The organism is Nitrospirota bacterium (assembly GCA_016180645.1).
Classification (GTDB): Bacteria; JACPQY01; JACPQY01; order JACPQY01; family JACPQY01; genus JACPAV01.
Window position 1 is genome coordinate 20,820 of sequence record JACPAV010000031.1, and the last position, 16,616, is coordinate 37,435.

Annotated in this window: 15 protein-coding genes; 1 reads left to right on the forward strand and 14 read right to left on the reverse strand. The window is 61.5% G+C overall.

Annotated features, from left to right (window positions below; genetic code table 11):
• Positions 1-51: 51 nt before the first annotated feature.
• The 9 genes from HYT87_16555 to HYT87_16595 all read right to left on the reverse strand — a co-directional run bounded on the left by HYT87_16555 (position 52) and on the right by HYT87_16595 (position 8,429).
• Positions 52-1,716: a hypothetical protein gene (locus HYT87_16555; protein MBI2061351.1), complete on the reverse strand. Its 1,665-nt coding sequence runs from the start codon at positions 1,714-1,716 to the stop codon at positions 52-54.
• Between the two features lie 7 nt (positions 1,717-1,723).
• Entirely contained in the window at positions 1,724-3,265 is a 1,542-nt protein-coding gene (locus HYT87_16560; protein ID MBI2061352.1) for a hypothetical protein, read from the reverse strand.
• Positions 3,266-3,303: 38 nt separating this feature from the next.
• Positions 3,304-4,128 carry a hypothetical protein gene (locus tag HYT87_16565; protein MBI2061353.1) on the reverse strand — a complete coding sequence of 275 codons (825 nt, stop codon included), beginning with the start codon at positions 4,126-4,128 and terminating at the stop codon, positions 3,304-3,306.
• A gap of 32 nt (positions 4,129-4,160) precedes the next feature.
• Positions 4,161-5,654 (reverse strand): hypothetical protein, encoded by a 1,494-nt coding sequence (locus HYT87_16570; GenBank protein ID MBI2061354.1) that lies wholly within the window; start codon positions 5,652-5,654, stop codon positions 4,161-4,163.
• Positions 5,644-6,582 (reverse strand): hypothetical protein, encoded by a 939-nt coding sequence (locus tag HYT87_16575; GenBank protein MBI2061355.1) that lies wholly within the window; start codon positions 6,580-6,582, stop codon positions 5,644-5,646. Before HYT87_16575 ends, HYT87_16570 begins: the two co-directional genes overlap by 11 nt.
• Before the next feature lie 243 nt (positions 6,583-6,825).
• The gene (locus HYT87_16580; GenBank protein ID MBI2061356.1) at positions 6,826-7,359 is read right to left on the reverse strand and encodes a hypothetical protein; all 534 of its coding nucleotides are present in this window, start codon (positions 7,357-7,359) and stop codon (positions 6,826-6,828) included.
• Between the two features lie 20 nt (positions 7,360-7,379).
• Positions 7,380-7,892 carry a fibronectin type III domain-containing protein gene (locus tag HYT87_16585; GenBank protein MBI2061357.1) on the reverse strand — a complete coding sequence of 171 codons (513 nt, stop codon included), beginning with the start codon at positions 7,890-7,892 and terminating at the stop codon, positions 7,380-7,382.
• Positions 7,893-7,900: 8 nt separating this feature from the next.
• The gene (locus HYT87_16590) at positions 7,901-8,221 is read right to left on the reverse strand and encodes a hypothetical protein (protein MBI2061358.1); all 321 of its coding nucleotides are present in this window, start codon (positions 8,219-8,221) and stop codon (positions 7,901-7,903) included.
• Positions 8,208-8,429: a hypothetical protein gene (locus HYT87_16595; GenBank protein MBI2061359.1), complete on the reverse strand. Its 222-nt coding sequence runs from the start codon at positions 8,427-8,429 to the stop codon at positions 8,208-8,210. The genes HYT87_16590 and HYT87_16595 overlap by 14 nt, the downstream gene beginning before the upstream one ends.
• 182 nt (positions 8,430-8,611) lie before the next feature.
• Here HYT87_16595 and HYT87_16600 point away from each other — a divergent pair, with 182 nt between their 5' ends.
• Entirely contained in the window at positions 8,612-10,408 is a 1,797-nt protein-coding gene (locus tag HYT87_16600; protein MBI2061360.1) for a TldD/PmbA family protein, read from the forward strand.
• A 52-nt stretch (positions 10,409-10,460) separates the two neighbouring features.
• Here HYT87_16600 and HYT87_16605 read toward each other — a convergent pair whose 3' ends face one another.
• From HYT87_16605 to HYT87_16625, 5 genes are all read right to left on the reverse strand, one after another.
• Complete coding sequence (locus tag HYT87_16605) at positions 10,461-11,762, reverse strand: B12-binding domain-containing radical SAM protein (protein MBI2061361.1); 1,302 nt, start codon at positions 11,760-11,762, stop codon at positions 10,461-10,463.
• Positions 11,763-11,905: 143 nt separating this feature from the next.
• Entirely contained in the window at positions 11,906-13,339 is a 1,434-nt protein-coding gene (locus HYT87_16610) for an aldehyde dehydrogenase family protein (protein ID MBI2061362.1), read from the reverse strand.
• Between the two features lie 1,076 nt (positions 13,340-14,415).
• The gene (locus HYT87_16615) at positions 14,416-14,793 is read right to left on the reverse strand and encodes a retroviral-like aspartic protease (GenBank protein ID MBI2061363.1); all 378 of its coding nucleotides are present in this window, start codon (positions 14,791-14,793) and stop codon (positions 14,416-14,418) included.
• A gap of 205 nt (positions 14,794-14,998) precedes the next feature.
• Positions 14,999-15,241 (reverse strand): DUF433 domain-containing protein, encoded by a 243-nt coding sequence (locus HYT87_16620; GenBank protein MBI2061364.1) that lies wholly within the window; start codon positions 15,239-15,241, stop codon positions 14,999-15,001.
• 134 nt (positions 15,242-15,375) lie between these two features.
• Positions 15,376-15,798 (reverse strand): DUF5618 family protein, encoded by a 423-nt coding sequence (locus HYT87_16625; protein MBI2061365.1) that lies wholly within the window; start codon positions 15,796-15,798, stop codon positions 15,376-15,378.
• Between the last annotated feature and the right edge of the window lie 818 nt (positions 15,799-16,616).

The window sequence follows — 16,616 nt, forward strand, 5'->3', positions numbered from 1 at the left end:
ACCACACTCGCACTCACCAGGCAAACCGGCAGCGACTCGACCCGCCCCTTTCTACGGGGTGACAGAACGCTCAATCGTGTTCGAATCGCGGCGGCCGGAGGCGTCGCGGGCGCGGACGACGAAGTAGGTGGTCGACCGGGGGTTGAATTTCATCAACGTGTAGCTTATTGCGCCTGGGACGGTTTCGTACGCCGCCCAGAAGTCGGCCGGGCAATAGCCGGATTTCGAAGATTGGCAGATTTCGTAGACGATCTGGTCGACCGGCGTGGCATCGTCCGACGCCGTTGCCCACTCCAGGACGACGTCTCCGTTCCCGGAGAGCCTGGCGCTTTGCAGGCCGCCGAACTGAGGAGCTTGGGGATCGGATTCGACAGCCGGTGAGTTCGGTTGGGAGGATGGAGCGATCGGCTCCGATGCCGTTGGAGTCGCGGTTTCGCTGGAAGGTGGGGGATCAACGGAGGTGGGTGGCGGCGGCTCGGTAGGAGTCGGCGTCGGTGGAGATCCGGGCATCGTCACCGTCATCTCCTTCACGTTCGCATCCCGATTTCCCGCTTCGTCCGTGGCGCGGACGACGAAGAAGTATTTCGCTCCCGGCGTCAGGTCTTTGGCCGTGATCGTCTTTGCATACGTCGAGCCGGCCGGCTTGAAGTCCTTAACGCACTCTCCTTCGGTGGTCGAAACGCAGTACGCGTACCAGATCGATCCGGCAGCAGACAGATCGTCCGTCGCCCCCTCCCAGGAGAGGACCACTTCCGTCGTGGAGTTGGAATTCGCTTCCTTGATTCCACCGAAGGTCGGCGGGGTTGTATCCGCGCGCAACTTGCCGGCGGGAGATCGGATCCGGATCGACTTTTCGATCGCGTTCGACTCGATATTGCCCGATTCGTCGCGCGCGCGGACAACGAAGAAATATTCTCCGGGGTTGTCCGGCTTGACTCTGTAGATCTGCTCGCCGGGCCGCGTTTTGTAGGCGGAGACAAAATTGGACCCGCAGGCGCCTTTCTCCAGCGATTGGCAGATTTCATAGGCCATCCCGATGCTCGGGCTGACCTCGTCCGACGCCGGTTTCCACGTCAGAACGATTTCGGCGCCGACGAATACTTCTTCGTACGGAGGGCATTCCGGCGGAGATTGGATCGTATCCAATCCCTCGAAATGGGCCGGAACGGTGTCCCCCGCACCGAGCGCCCTCGGGAATTGCGTCAATTCGGAAAGCCGAAACGCCTCGTCGAAGATCTTCAATTGATGCGCCGTGGCTTCCGGCTGACCGTTGATCGGGCTCGGCGTGGTCATCGCCACCCGCGCGCCGTATTCGACCTTCAGGCGAATAATCGTTACGTTCATCGAATCCCGCCAGACCCGCTTCATGCTTTGGCCGATGACAAACGGTTCGGCGAGGACATTGGGCGATTCGCGATAGTTCGCCGATGGGTGAATCCGGAGCTCATCGAGCGCGAACTGACTTTCATTGCTGAGAATCATTTCCGGGGGCGGAGGCGGCGGCTCGATCAGCTTGCACACGGGCTTGGGGGGTGGGCCGACTGCCTCCTCTCCTGATGGAGCGTACGATCCCTCATACTTGTCCGAGCACGCGGCAAAGAGGAGGGAGAGGGCCAAACCCGATACCGCAACCTGGGTAGCGACCGCCCGGTAGCCGCACCCTTTACGGGTGCGTCCTCCACGCAGGCTGAAGCCTGCGGCTACCAGACCATCCATCCGGTCGTCAAAACACATACGACACGGAGAGCGTGAAATCGGTCGTGTCGAGCGAGGCGGCGCCGACGAACGAGCGCGGGCGCTCGAAAATGTCTTTCGCGGGGTTGTATTTCACGGGCGCGCGGAACTCGATGGGGTTCGGGTAGTCGAACTTCGGGTAGTAGCGCCATTCGGCAGTCCCGCTCACGGAGAGATGAATTTTCGGCACGCCGAACCCAAGCCGCCCCGCCACCGCGCCCGAACCGAGCCAGATCCATTGCGAGCCGATTTCCCGATGCTGCGCCAGTCGCACATCCGCCCACCGACGTTCAAGGACATTGGCGCCGCCCTCCGCCGTCAGGAACGAACGGACCGGGCCGAGCCGTAGGACCAGATCGAAACCGGCCCGCTGCCCCACGGCGGTGGACCGCAGATTGAGCCGGTAAGTGTTCGGCTCGGTGATGTCGATTTCCACTCCGGAATCGGGATCGGAAAAAAGGCCCTGCATGTCGGTCGTGTCCGGACGCTGCACCACCGGCACCCGCTCTCGGAAATCCGCGATGTCGATCGTCTGGTCCATGAAATCGACCGTTGGATAGATGAAAAGCCCCGTCTTCTTCGGGGTAGAATAGAGCGAGATTCGATAGCCGCTCGACCGCGCGTTCCCGCTCGCAACCACGCGGGAGCCGCTGCCGTCCTCGTCGCGAATCGAGGACGACACGCCGGCCAGCCCCTTGAAGGTGGTCAGCCGCACGCCGCCGAGCGCGCCGACGTAATTCCTCCACGCCGCTCTCCTGGGATCATCCTTCTCCTCCTTCTGGATGAGGTAGACCGTTCCATCCTGTTCCAAACTGATCCGGCGTTCCTCGGGCGCCGCCATCCCGGTCGCCTTCACAATACCGTAGATCTGACGCCATCCCGTCCCGGCGGCCACCGGTTCGGCGTAAGGCGCCTTCAGCGCCTCGAGAAATTCGCCGTGTTTGGCCGCGAGCGCCCTCGCCTGGGCACGGAACGTTTCGTGGTAGGCCCGGCGAAACGCATCCTCGATGTTCCGCCGGAGGAACCACGACCAGAACAGGATGTCATAGGGCGCCTCGACCTCGGTGAAACTCGAATAAATTTCACGCCCGATGGGGTCAATGGCCCCCACTTTCATTCGCACAGTCACACTCCCCCACTCCGGTGTGAACGGCTGGTAGACGATCAAGCCGGGGAATACCGCGAGGGCATCCAGGAGCCACGTGCGCCGTGATTTGATTTTCGTTTCTATCCGCGCGTTCAACCACAAGCCGTTCCCGGGAGGTCCTCCTTTCGCGCCCTTGAATCCGCAATGGGCCGTCACGTAGGTGAGGAACATATCCGACAGCATGCCGACCCTGTAGATGTCCCACTCCTTCAGACTCGCCACCTCGAAATCGCCAATGGCCACGGGGATGGCTTCGCAGTTTTCCTCAAGGACCATGTCTTCCGAGGAGGGATAACGCGGGATCATGACCCGGTGTGCGAATTGACAGGCGGGGAGCAGGAGACCGATCAGGCCCACAATCGCGAAGGAGCGGCTACACGCCATGCGATCTCCGATGCAAGCGGCGTGCCACCGGAAATGGGCTACACGACCTGAAAACCTTTTTCCGTAATGTCGAATTCCAGCTCTTCGGCTCGATGGTTGCTCCCCCGATGTTTCAGAATGCGCAGCGAGCGACACCGCGTTTCGTGCTCCTCTCTCCACCCCATGAGGATCAATGTGGAGGCGTTGTATTCGGGCCCGTCGAGCGGAATGGGTGCGCGAATGAGATCTTCCAGCATGATCTCCCGCGCCGTGACGAGCAGAACGGTCGTCACCGCTTTCTCGTCGTAGCGATGCGCGTCCACAAAAGATTTCTTGAATCTGAAATTCTCCCGCAGGGCCTCCCGGGCCAGCCACTCCGGTTCCAGCCGGATGTACTGCTCGAATACGGTCTCGATGAACTCCGCCTGCGAGGAGGGCCGTTCCCCCAGCGGCTCGATGCCATCCACGATCACCCGCTTCCGCCCCTGGGCGAAACCCTGGTAGAGAAAGGCCGCGGTGAGCTGGAGCCGGGTTTGGAGCTGAAGGGCCCATCTCTCCGGGTCCTTGGTGACACCCAGTCCCAGTCCCGCGAAGGGGCGATACAAGTCGAACGAAGCCGGCCGCGATCGAAGGTTGCGCGCTCCGGGCAAGCCGTCTTTCTCCGTGATCGACCAGCGATGGAGCCTCCGGGCGATCGCCTTCTCGCCTTGATCGTCGCCTCGGGAAGCCAGATCCAGGATCAATCCCGGATGCCGCTCCTGATTCCGCCCGGCGTTCGCGATGCTCATGCCGAGATGCGATTTCCCGATCCCCGTGGCGCCCACGATGACCGCCAGCGTGCCCGGCACCAGCCCGCCGCCAAGAGCCTCATCCAGGGCCGCCACTCCCGTGCGGTACCTCGTGGAGCGGCTCCCCATTACGGAATCCCCGGGATGGCCATCGGAGTCGGGCGGCAGTCGTCCACGCCGCACCGATGTTGAACGAACTCGGCGAGTTGTCCGAGGGTATTGAGACCCCAACAGTACACCATCGCGTTTTCAAGACGGGCACAGGTATGCGCGACGCCCGTGGATACCGCGATCACACCCCCGAGCCCCGACACGGTCACAACGCCCTCCCTCTCGGCCCTGGCGCCGTTTCCCAGTTGTCCGAACCCGTTCCAACCCCAGCAGGCGACCGTTCCATCCGAGAGCAGCGCACAGGTGTAGTCGCTGCCTGAAGACAGCGATCGCACTCCGGCCAGCCCTGTGACGTCGACCGGGGATCTCCCGCAGGTGTCCGCTCCCCGGCATTCCGCAGGCGTGCCCCTGCCGTTCCCCAATTGCCCGTAGGAGGAGTCTCCCCAGCATCTTACGTTTCCCTCGGAGACGACGGCGCAGGTGTGGGCCGCTCCAGCCGCAACGGAGACCGCATCCGTAAGTTCGGATACTTCGGTCGGGATCGATCGAGCTTCGGTTGTCCCGTCCCCCAGTTGACCTGTAGCGTTGAATCCCCAGCAGGAGACCCGCCCTCCGCGCCGCAGGGCGCAGGAGTGATAGGCCCCGGCGGAGATGGCCTCAGCATCCGACAGCCCCGTCACGGCAACGGGCAGGTATTGATCCTCCGTCGTACCATCGCCGAGTTGACCGGCGAAATTCGATCCCCAGCAACGCACGGTTCCCTCCGTCTTGATGGCGCACACGTGCTTTTCTCCGGCGGCGAGCGCGATGACGTCGCCGATATCGACAGGGATGGCCGTCATCTCGGAGGGGATTCGCGTGCCGCTGCCGAGTCCCTCGATCGTGGTCCCCCAGCAACGCACATTCCGATCCGCCGTGAGGGCACAGGTAAACCCATCGCCCGCCGCGAGGGCGGTGAGCGTCGAAACCCCGTCGATCTTCCTAGGACTGAAGGGATCTTTCGGCCGGTCCGGTCTCGGTTTCCAGGAGTAGTCGGCGCCCCAGCACTTGACGAATCCATCCATGTCCGCGGCGCAGGCATGGTAGGCGCCGGCGGCGAGCGCCGTCGGGATCGCCGGAGGGATGTAGACGCTGGCGAGCCGGAACGATTCGTCAAAGACGGCCAGCTCCGAAAGGTACCCCGGTTTGAGCGCGCCCACCGGGGTGGCGGTCGTGAACGCGAGCACTTTGCCGTTCCGCACTTTCTCCCTCATGACCGTAACGTACCGCGTTTTGTCCCAGTTCAGCGTCAACTGGTCGTCCACCCCCATGTCGCCGTTCAGGACATTCCGGCTTTTCCGGTAATCAAGGTCCGGGTGGAGCCGGAGTTCCCGCAAAGGAAACTGGCTCGAATTGCGGATGATGAGCTTCGGCGGTTCGAGGGGTCGGCCTTTCTCCTCGGGCTCAAATTCGACGCACGAAACGATCACGAGCGCCACAATCGCGAGAGGCAAGCACGATCTAGAAAACATACGAGACGGAGACCGTGACTTCCGCCGTGTCGAGCGCGGCCCCGCGCACAAATTCCCGCGGACGCTCGTTGATTTCCTTTTGGGGGTCGTAGGCAATCGCGCCCCGAAACTCGACCGGGTTGGGATAGTCGAACTGGGGATAGGTCTTCAACTCCCCCGTGGCGCTCAGTGCGAAATGCGCCTTGGGGAAAGTGAACCCCACGCGGCCGGCGCCGACGAACGAACCCAACGCCTTCAGCCCCGCACCGCGCTCCACGCGATCGCCGAGCCTCACGATGGCGTGTCGCGCCTCGACGAGATTCGCGCCGGCTTCCACCGTCGCATACATCTCGATCCAACTGCTCCCGGCCACGAAATCGAACCCCGCCCTCTGGCCGATGCCGAGCGACCGGAGGTAGAGGCGGTAAGTATTGGGGTCCGTGATGTCGACGGTTTCACCCGTCTCCGGATCGGTCACAATCGCCGGGATCTCCTCCGCACTGGGCAGATCGATGGGAGGCACGGCTTCGCGGAAATCCGCGATCTCGATCGTCTGGGCCAGAAAATCCGCCGTGGGGTAGATGAAAAATCCGCTGGAGCGCGGCGCGGAGAACAGCGACACCCGATATCCATCCGTTCGGGCATCGCCGCTGGCCACGTCTCGGGTACCGCCCTCCTCCGATCGAACCGACGAGGAGACCTGCGCCCAGCCCTGGAACACCGTGACTTTCAGTCCTCCCAGCGCGCCGAGGTATTTTCCCCACAGCGAACGCGGCGCGGTCTCCTTCCGGGGAGTCCAGAGGACTTGGAAGCCTTGCCCTGTCGGCGTGATGTCTGGTTTGGCTTCCGTTTCGGCCTCGGCTCGCTCCGCGGGGGTGGCATCCGAAAGGTCTGAGAAAGCCAGGAAGCAGACGAGAAAGAAGGCGAACAGGCGAAATAAACCCCGCATCCGTGGAAGATTATCGCATCGCGCATCAAGGGGCAACAGACCCGATGCGGAACCAGAGATTCCCCAACTTCCTTGAGATGCTGAAACAAGTCCAGCATGACATCCCGTTTTGTCACCCTGAACTTGGTTCAGGGTCTCAAAATGCCTTGCGTCCGTGTTCAGGTACTAGGATAGGCTCTTATTCACCGTACACCTCTCACCACCTTATCGGAGCATCGGGACCCATGAACTCGGTTCCCAAGGTTACTCCGTATAGAACACCACTACCTTGCAGGGCTTGTTCGCGGCGTTCGCACCCATCATGTCGATAAAAATAGCGGATTCATCGACCTTTCCCACAACCGTCATTTGCCGACCAGAGCTTATGTCAAGGTACGAAATAAAGTCGAATAGAATTTTCTGGTAGTCCAAACCGTGTGTCACCCTGAGATTACCGCTGCCATCGACGGTGCCCGACAGTAATTTCCACCTGATACCGCCATTTTGCGTCGAGATGGCGCCCCCAACATCCATAGCCGCCGACGGACTGGACGTTCCTATCCCCACGTTGCCATCGGTGTAGACGGCATTCGCGCCGCTCTTGGTCCAATTCGGGAGGCCCTCGATGGCCTTCTTGAGATTTCCGATTGATGTATTCAGGTCGTCCGCGACAAGGGCTTCGCCGGTCGTCCAAGTCTTGACCGTTCCGACCGTCACGGCCAGGGCAACGGTTCCGATCACGCCCACCGCGATCCCCGCGCCGAGCAGCAGACCTTTCACGAACACTTGAATTCTCATCGGACACCTCCTCGATTTCCTCATCCCAGAATGCACGAGCCAATCTTCGACGACCCCACAATGCACGTGGATTTTGCGTCCGGTTCGGACGGATGCGCGGGGACATCCGGCGCGGAAGGGTTGTCTGATAATTCCGCCATCGGAGTCGCCGACACCTCGCCCGACTTGTCGCTCTCGCTCCGGGAATTGAGAGCTGAAACCGCAAAGAAGTACACCTGACCGTTGCTGAGTCCGGTCAGCGTCGCGTTCAACGAACCCGCTATGCTCACCGGTGAGGCGCCCTCCTTTGCTCCCTTGCCAATGTAGGGTCCTCCCGTTTTCGCGCCATAGTAGACTCGGTATTCAGCCGCACCCGCCGACGCCTCCCATGATAGAGCCACGGAGGCGTTTCCCGTTCGCGCCTGAAGGTTCTTGGGCGGCTCAGGCGCCGCCGTGATCGCCTCAAGCGCAACGCTGATTTCCGGAGAGGCCGGCCCTTCCCCATCGGGCGCGGTCGCCGAAACCTCGAAAAAGTACGTGAGGTTCGGTTCCAAGCCTTCGATCAGAATCTCGACACGTTTCCAACGTCGGCCGGTGAATTTCCGATCGAAAGCCCCTTGCCCCTTCGCGCGGCGCTTTTCATGTCGTAGTAGAACATGTACCCGCGCGCCCCCGCTACAAGGTCCCACGAAAGCGTCACGTTGTTCTCGCCGATGACGGATTGGATGTTCTGCGGCGCGGGCAACCCCTCGACAAGCCTTTTCTCGGCTTCCGCGGAGCAAGCGGCGAATGTCAGCGCGAATAGGAGGAGGAGGAATCTAGGGTATGACTGTGAGTGAGTGAGTGAGTGCAAGAAGCGAACCACCAGACTATTGGTGCGCACGGGAGTCCCGTTTGTGATCTTTCAACTCCTGATCCATATCGGCAATGAACTCGATGACGTCCTTGACTTTTTCCTTGAGTCCGCGGATATCCCGGCCAAAAGTCTTCTTCATCTCCAAGAGCTGCCGACAGAAATTCCGCTCCATCAGGTCAAACCTGTCCAACATTTCCGCCCGGAGTTTCCGCAAGGTGGGTTTCCCGTTCCTCATGCGAGGAAGCTACCACCTCAGTATGGGGCGGTCAAACATCCGGACGACTCTCTCGGTTGACCTCCCCGGCGCAATGGATTACGGTTCCGCCGTGTCGCGTGGTCAAATCCCGAAAGGTCTCATCGGCTGGTCCGTATGGAGGGCAGGAGCCCGACATCATTGGGATTGCACGGAGCGTCAGGATGATGATCGTGAAATCGAACGTTGTAGGATATGCAAGTGAACTTTTCCGCATGCTGGCTGTCATGAGCGCGCTTCTGGCGAATCGTCCCGTCGCCGCTTCCGCCGAGGAGGAGATCCACCGCGATCCCGTCCTCCGCGCGATGCAGGCCGAACTCAAGAGGTCCATGAAAGGCCTCGGCGGCGGCAAAGGGCGGCCGAAGCCCTACTTCCTCAGCATTTGGATCCAGCAGGCCGAGGAGCGCTACGTCGAAACGGTCAGCGGCGCGGTGGTGCAGGAACATCCCGAAGACCACCCACGCCGATACGCCTCGGTGGAAGTCCGGCTCGGCTCGTATGATCTCGACAGCTCCAATCTCATCTGGGACAAGGAAGAGCACGAGAGCCTGGAGGACGACTTCGGGCCGGACGGATGGAAAGTGACCCGCGTTCCGGTGGAGGACGATCCCAAGTCGATCCGCGGCGCCCTCTGGCTGCTCGCCGACATTTCGTACAAGCGGGCGCTCAGGGATTATCAGCGCAAGACGGCGGAAGACGCCACGCTCGTCCGCGAGGCGGACCTGAAGGATTTTACGAGGGAACAGCCCGTGGTGGCGGTCCAGCCCATCAAGCCGCTTCAGATCGATCTCGATGCCTGGCGGGATCTCGGCCGCAAAGCGACGTCCATGCTGGCGAAAGAACCGCTCCTCTACTCACCCACCTGCTGGGTACAGGGCAACCGCGTGATCGACTACTTCGTCAATTCGGAGGGAACCATCATCCGGACGTCCTCCGTCACCTACACCCTCTCCCTCACCGCCTACGCGCGAGCAGAAGATGGGGAAGCGCTGGACAGTTTCCGCTTCTACTACACGGCCAACGCCCAGGAGCTTCCGCGCGAGGCGGATTTCCTACGCGAGGCCAAGAACCTCGCCAAGGAGTTGCTCGCCCTGCGAAAGGCCGCGAAGCTCCCCCCGTTCACCGGTCCGGCCATCCTCGCGCCCGACGTGGCCGGCGTGCTGTTCCACGAAGCGCTAGGCCACCGGCTCGAGGGCGAGCGCCAGCGCGATCCCCGCTCGGGCCAAACCTTCAAAGGCAAAGTCGGGCAGAAGATCCTCCCGGACTGGTTGAGCGTGGCCGATGATCCCTCGCTCTCCGAAGCCGGCGGCCACTCTCTTGTGGGTCATTTCGATTTTGATAATCAAGGCGTGCCCGGCCGCCGGACGGTTCTTGTGGACCGGGGCGTGCTCAAGAACTATCTCCTCTCCCGCACTCCGTTGCCCGGCTCTCAGCTCTCGAACGGCCACGGTCGCGCGGAAAGCCCGTACCAAATCTCCATGTACGTCCCCTCCGGACCCCGGGCGCGCATGGCCGTGCTCCAGGTGACGTCGAACAAATCGTTGACGGCGGAGGAAATGAAGCAAACCCTCATCCAGGAGGCCAAACGCCAGAAGAAACCCTTCGGCTTGATTCTCAAGAAAGCGCAGGGTGGCGATACGGACACTTATGGCGGCAATTACCAGGCGTTCCGCACGTCACCGGGCTTGGTTTACAAAATCGACGTGGACTCGGGGAAAGAGACTCTCGTGCGCGGCGTGGAAATCGTTGGGACGCCGCTGGTCACGCTGGAGAGAATCCTCGCCGTCGGCGACGAACCGGAGTCGGAGCGGGTGTGGAACGCATCCTGCGGCGCCGAAACCGGCTGGGTGCCTGTTTCCACAATCTCTCCGTCGATCCTGACCGGCCTTGTGGAGCTCCAGCGCATCACCTTGAAACCTGAACGGCCACCGCATCTGCCGTCACCCTTCTCGGAAGAGTAGCCCGTCCAGGCCTTCCCCTCCAGGAAAGACCTACCCTTTTCCCAGCCGATCGCTACGCCGCCGTCGGGAGCGCCCGTCCCTCGTTGCTGCGCTGCGCCCTCCACCAATGGGTATAGTTCATGCCGAGGTAGTACAGCGGGTGGGCTCGATTGGCCCAGAAACGTTTGAAGATGGAGGCCCACGAGTAGAACCGTTTCCGGAATCGGATGTAATTCTCTTCCATCTCTTCCTTGGACATGCGAGGATGCCGCCACACCAGCCTCGCCCCGCTGTAGTTCCTCCAGTTGTGATCGAATACGGTCGCCTCTCTTTTCGTCTTCTCGTAGACCTCCGTTCCCGGAAACGGCGTCAGGATCCCGGTGTTCACCATCGCCAGCTTGTTCCGCATGGCGAAATCGAGGACGTCATCGAAGGTCGAAGGCGTATCCCGTTCAAACCCGAAAATGAAAGCGCCGATCACGGTGATCCCGGCCCGGTGCATCTTGCGGATGTTCTCCTCGTAGTTCTTCACTTTGTTGAAGGCCTTGTGGGACGAGTTCAGCGTTTCCTGATCGATGGACTCGATGCCGACGAAGAGGCCGATGCACCCGGATTTCGCCGCGAGGTGAAGGAGCTTCTCGTCCCGGCAGATCAGTTCGAGCGAACCCTGGCTCCCCCACTTGATGCCGAGCGGAATCAGGGCCTCGCAAAGTTCGTAGGCGTATTTCTTCGAGAAGAAGATGTTGTCGTCCACGAAAAAGAAATTCCGCGCGGGAAACCGGCGGATCTCCTCCACCACATGCTCCACCGGCCGGGTTCGAAACGTCTTGCCGTACATGAGCGTCACCGTGCAGAAATTGCATCCGAGCGGACAGCCCCGGCCCGCCTGAAGCACCTGCGCGCCAAAGGTGGTCTTGGCGTCGTAGAAGAGATCTTTCCGCGGCATCGGAAGATCTTTGAGGTCGATGAGCTGCTCGGTCTGGTACACGGGCTTGAGTTTGTCCGCCTTCAAATCTTCCATGATCTCGGACCAGATCATCTCCACTTCGTTGACCACCACGGAATCGAAATGCCGTCCGCATTCCTCGGTCATGAACGAGGCGTGGCTGCCCCCGCAGATGGTGCGGACCCCCTTCCGCCGGTAGTGATCCGCCAGCCAGTAGCCGCGCGGCGCCTGGCACGACATCATGGTGATACCGACAAAATCGGCTTTCTCTTCGAGATCGAGCGCTTCAAACTCCTCTTCGATGATCCGGATGTCGTCGAAATACGGCGTGGCAAGGGCGGCGATCACCGCAAGATTGAGGTGATGAACGTGTTTGCCTTTGACGCCCTGGACTTCCAATCCGGCGGGCGCGATGAGGAGAAGCTTCATCCGGGAGACACTCTACACGACGGAGGACAATGCGCAATCGAGATTGCTTCGCTACGCTCGCAATGACGCAGGGTGGGTGTCATTGCGAAGGACGGGCATCGGTGCCCGGACTGAAGCCATCTCAACCAGGATTCCAGCCGCGCCTACAAATTGAAGACGACCATCTTGAGGGTCGTCATCTCTTCGACGGCGAAGCGCGGTCCCTCGCGACCGAGCCCGCTCTCCTTGACGCCACCGTAGGGTTGGTGGTCCACGCGGACCGTCGGAATATCGTTGATGATCACGCCGCCGACGTCGAGTTCCTGGACCGCCCGCATGGCCTTCCCGAGATCGCGCGTGAACACCCCTGCCTGCAGTCCGTAAATCGAGTCGTTGACCATTCTCAGAGCCTCGTCGAAGGTATCGAAGGGGGCCATCGCCACCACCGGCGCGAAAATCTCCGAGGCCATCACTTTCATTTCATTCCGCGCGTCCGCCAGCACCGTGGGCGTCAGCATTGCCCCTTCGCACCGCCCGCCCGTGAGAACCCGCGCGCCCTTCGCCACGGCTTCTTCGATCCATCCGTGCGCCCGCTTCGCCTCGCTCTCGCTGATCATCGGCCCCACGTCCGTGTTCGCATCGAGTGGATTGCCCATCCGCAAAGTTTCAACGGATCGCGTCATGACGTCCTGGACTCCCTGATACAGCTTCCGATGGACGAAAATCCGCTGTACCGAAATGCACGATTGGCCCGCCTGCGCGAATCCGCCTAGCACGCAGCGGGGGAGCGCCTTTTCGACATCGGCGTCCTCATCGATCACGACCGCGCTGTTCGACCCCAGTTCCATCGTCACTTTCTTCAGTCCCGCGCGGGCGACGATGTGCCTCCCCACCGCTGGACTTCCGGTGAACGAGATCTTCGCGATCTTGGGATGCGACACAATCCAGTCCCCAACCGTCGCCCCCCCCCCGAAGACGATGTTCAACGCGCCGGGCGGGAGCCCGGCTTCAAGAAAGATCTCACCCAATTTGACCGACGTGATGGGCGTCTGCGACGCCGGCTTGAGCACCACGCTGCACCCCGCCGCAATGGCCGGCGCAATCTTGTGGGCCACAAGATTCAGAGGGAAATTAAACGGGGTGATCGCCCCCACGATTCCGACGGGAACACGGAGCCAGAACCCGAACCGTCCCTCGCCCGCCTTGTGCGCGTCCATCGGGAGCGTTTCCCCATGGATTCGAAGCGCCTCCTGCGCCGAAAACCTGAAGGTCTGCACGGCGCGGCCGACTTCCCCCCGCGCATCCTTGACGGGCTTCCCGGACTCCAGAGTGATCGTCCGCGCGAGGTCGTCGGCGCGCTCTTCAATCAGCCCTGACGCCTTCTCCAGAATTTCCGAGCGGCGATGCGCAGGCATCCGCGAGAGGATGCGAAAACCCGCCTCCGCCGCGCGAACGGCCTCTTCCACCTCGTCCTGACCCGCCTCGGGAACCGAGCCCACCACGCTCCCGTCGAACGGATTGCGAACCTGAATACGACGCCCCCCTCGCGAATCCTCTCGCCATTTCCCTCCAATGAGCATCCCGTGATTTTCCGCCATGAATCCCCCGCCATTACCACACGAAGCCTTCCGGGGACAATGGCCTTGACAATCCGGCGATGTTGGCGGAAATTCAGCCTTACGGTAGGACGCAAAAAGGATACGGGATACCAAGGGTTGGGCCCTTGATGGATTGTCGGCTTGGTCGTCACTTTACAGTGTCTGAAGGGCCAAGCTGGAGCGCAAGAGGCACGGGTCCAGGAGGCGACTCAACCCCCGAAAACTTCAGACCCTTCATCGCCCGCATCCGTGGCAGATATTCTTAGAGCGTCTAACAGAATGCGTAGGGGAGGGCCTTCAGGCCCTCCCGACAAGAGGGAGCATCTGAAGATGCTCCCCTACTTCATCGCCCGCATCCGTCGCGGATATTCTCAAAGCCCTGAGCGATCCCACGCTCAAGGATCTCTCCAAGGATATCTCGGCAAAGGGACCGCTCAGCGACGACGTCAATGCGCTGTTGCAGGGTCTTCCGGGCGATCTTGGGGTGCAATATCTGCATGGGATCTCCCAGAGGGACCCCGCCCCCGCGGCCGCCATTGCCAACCGCGCCCTCATGACCCAGCTCCAGACCATCATGCGCTGGACGCAGATCCAGATGCTCTCCTCGTTCGCGCAGAACATGCAGCCGGCTCCCTGTAGCAGCGTTCCTGCGCAACCGCCGCCGCCACCCCCTCCTCCTCCGACCCTGGACGTCAAGGCGACCCTTGCAAACAACTTGGACTGCCCCGTGGTATCCCCCGTAGCGTCCGGGTTCACCCGGACGATCTTCGCCCGCCTAAAGGCCGGCGCTACGGCCGTAACGTCCCCCGTACCATCCCCTGTAGCGTCCGGCTTCAGCCGGACGCCTTTCGCCCGGCGAGGCCGAGTAGATCGATTCAGTCCTTGCGGCCTCGAACCGGGCGCTACAGAGGGGTCGGGAGGCGACTTGGCTTACGGCTCACGGCCGGCTCGCCGCTTCCGGCCTTCGCAGCCGACGGGGAGCAAGAAGCCGTGGGGACCGCGGAGCTCCCCCCCCGGAGAACCTTGGCGATTCCCGATGGAGGAGTGAGCGAATGCAAGGCGTGACGGAAGAGAGACTACAGCAGCCGCAGCTTCGTGACGCGCGGATCGATGATCACGTCATCGTTCTCGAAGTCCAGCTTCATGCGCCACTTCTGGAGCGTGGCCGCTCCGATAATGACCTGCTCGGAGAGATCAGGCACAAGTATGAACTCATCGGAGAACCGGTAGCCTTGGTAGTAGAAGTCCAGTCGAACGACCTCGGTGGCCGTCAGGGTGTCGCCATTACGGGCGGTGCCGAAGACGAGAGGCTTGCGCAAGGTTGTGACCTGTTCGAGGACGCGGGCGATCTCCGGCGAAATGCACGAGTACGTTGCCCCCGAATCGAAGAGGGCCGTGGCTTCATGGCTGGCCTTGAACCCTTCAAGGGTAACGGTCTTTTGGATGACGCTCATGAAGGAATGATACCACGCGTGGCCGAAGATACCACCGATCCCAACCGGCAACTGTTTTTCCCCCGACACCCTCCATGGTCAGCCCCGCGAGGGCGCGGGTGAGGATCGGATGAACAACCTCGTCCACCTGGTGACCCAGCCCCCGAAGGAAGGCTGCTGTCTGGATGCGGAGGTTCTGGTCGCAAAGGAGGCGCAGCATCCAAGGCTACGCGGCCGGTGCTATGAAGCGGATCTCCTCATCCTGGACGACCGAGGCGGCATAGGCGACCGCCGCGCGGATGTCCTCGTCCGACAGCTCCGGGTACCCCTGAATGATCTTCGCAACATCATAACCGCCGGCCAGAAGACTCAGGATGTTGGCAACCATGATGCGGGTTCCCCGAACGACCGGCTTGCCGTGGCACACATTCGGGTTGATTTCGATTCGTTCTTCCGCTTCGCTGAAAATAGCACCACGCCCCCGGGCGGCGTGGCAAACACCCGGACGCTTTTCGCCCGGCGAGGCCGAGAAGATCGACTCAGTCCTTGCGGCCTCGAACCGGGCGCTACAGCGGAAAAACAGTGATGCAACGAGGAACGGCCTCAGACGATTCTGCGCCCGGAAACCGTTTCAATGATCCGCCTGGCCGTCTCCATCGCGGCCTTCACGGTGTAGGTCGTCACCAAGTCGCCCCCATGGTATCCGGAAATGTGAATCTCGTGATACGCCGAATCCAGGGCCTGCATGAGCTTCCCGTTTCGGAAGGCCAAGTGCTTCTGAACCGCCTGCGCATAGGAATCGAACGACTTGGGCAGTTTCTTGGGGAGAACGCCTCGTTGAACGAGGGCACCCCTCAGAGCTTTGAGGATGGCGAGCCAGGCCGTTCCGAACGCTTCCTGCACGAGTTTGATCTTCTGATACCGGTCATTTTCCACCGGACAAGAGCGGAGGAATTCCCGGCTGTTCAGATAATACTCCACCGCTTCCTCGAAATACCGTTCGGCAAGAGCTTTCCCGTTCCTCACACTCTCATCCTAACCTTCGCCCGCGGCTCCGTCCATTCACCCATTGCCGGCCAGGGACGGTGCGGTACTTGCCGAAACGAGGCAGACACAAAGTCTGCCCTTTCAACGGCGAGCGCCAGCCAGGGACGGTGCGTCCCCCGTAGCGTCCGGGTTTACCCGGACGTTGGGAGATCGCCCGCCTAAAGGCGGGCGCTACAGGGAGCACTACTCAAAATGTCAGCCCTGACGCTCGAACAGGCCGCCTCGTACCAGCAAATCCTCCGGATGCAGGCGGACAATCTCGGTTACTTCAAGCCCGGTTCGGCCTACGCCCTCCTGGCCTACGCCATCGTATCGGTTGCATTCGGTTGGATCGCCTGGAAAGTCGCAACCAAGAACGAGTGGACCCGCCTCGGCTGGCTCATCTGGATTGCCGTCGAATGGGGCCTGTTCATCCCGGCTTCATACTCAACGCAGCAACAGATTCGACGTTCTTTCAGACCCTGGACAATGACCTCTGGATGGACACGATCGGCGCGGCGCTGTGCCTCGGAGTACTGGCCGCCGTGCTGTTGCGGCTCGTTCTCAAGGCCATCCTGCCCGTCTTCCGCCGAGTCTGACACGTCTTCGAGCGCGGCCGCGGCTCCGAACCCGTTCGGAGCCGGGCGGCAACGAGGCCGCAACCAGTCTCCTTTTCCGAGGTGGGCGCTTCGGCCTCCGAGCGCATTTCGGGGTTGTCAAATCATTAGGGTTACATCTGCCGCGGGCCGGATCCTTTTCTTCGTAGCGTCCGGTTTCATACCGGACGACCTCTCGCCCGATGTAAAATCGGGCGCTAC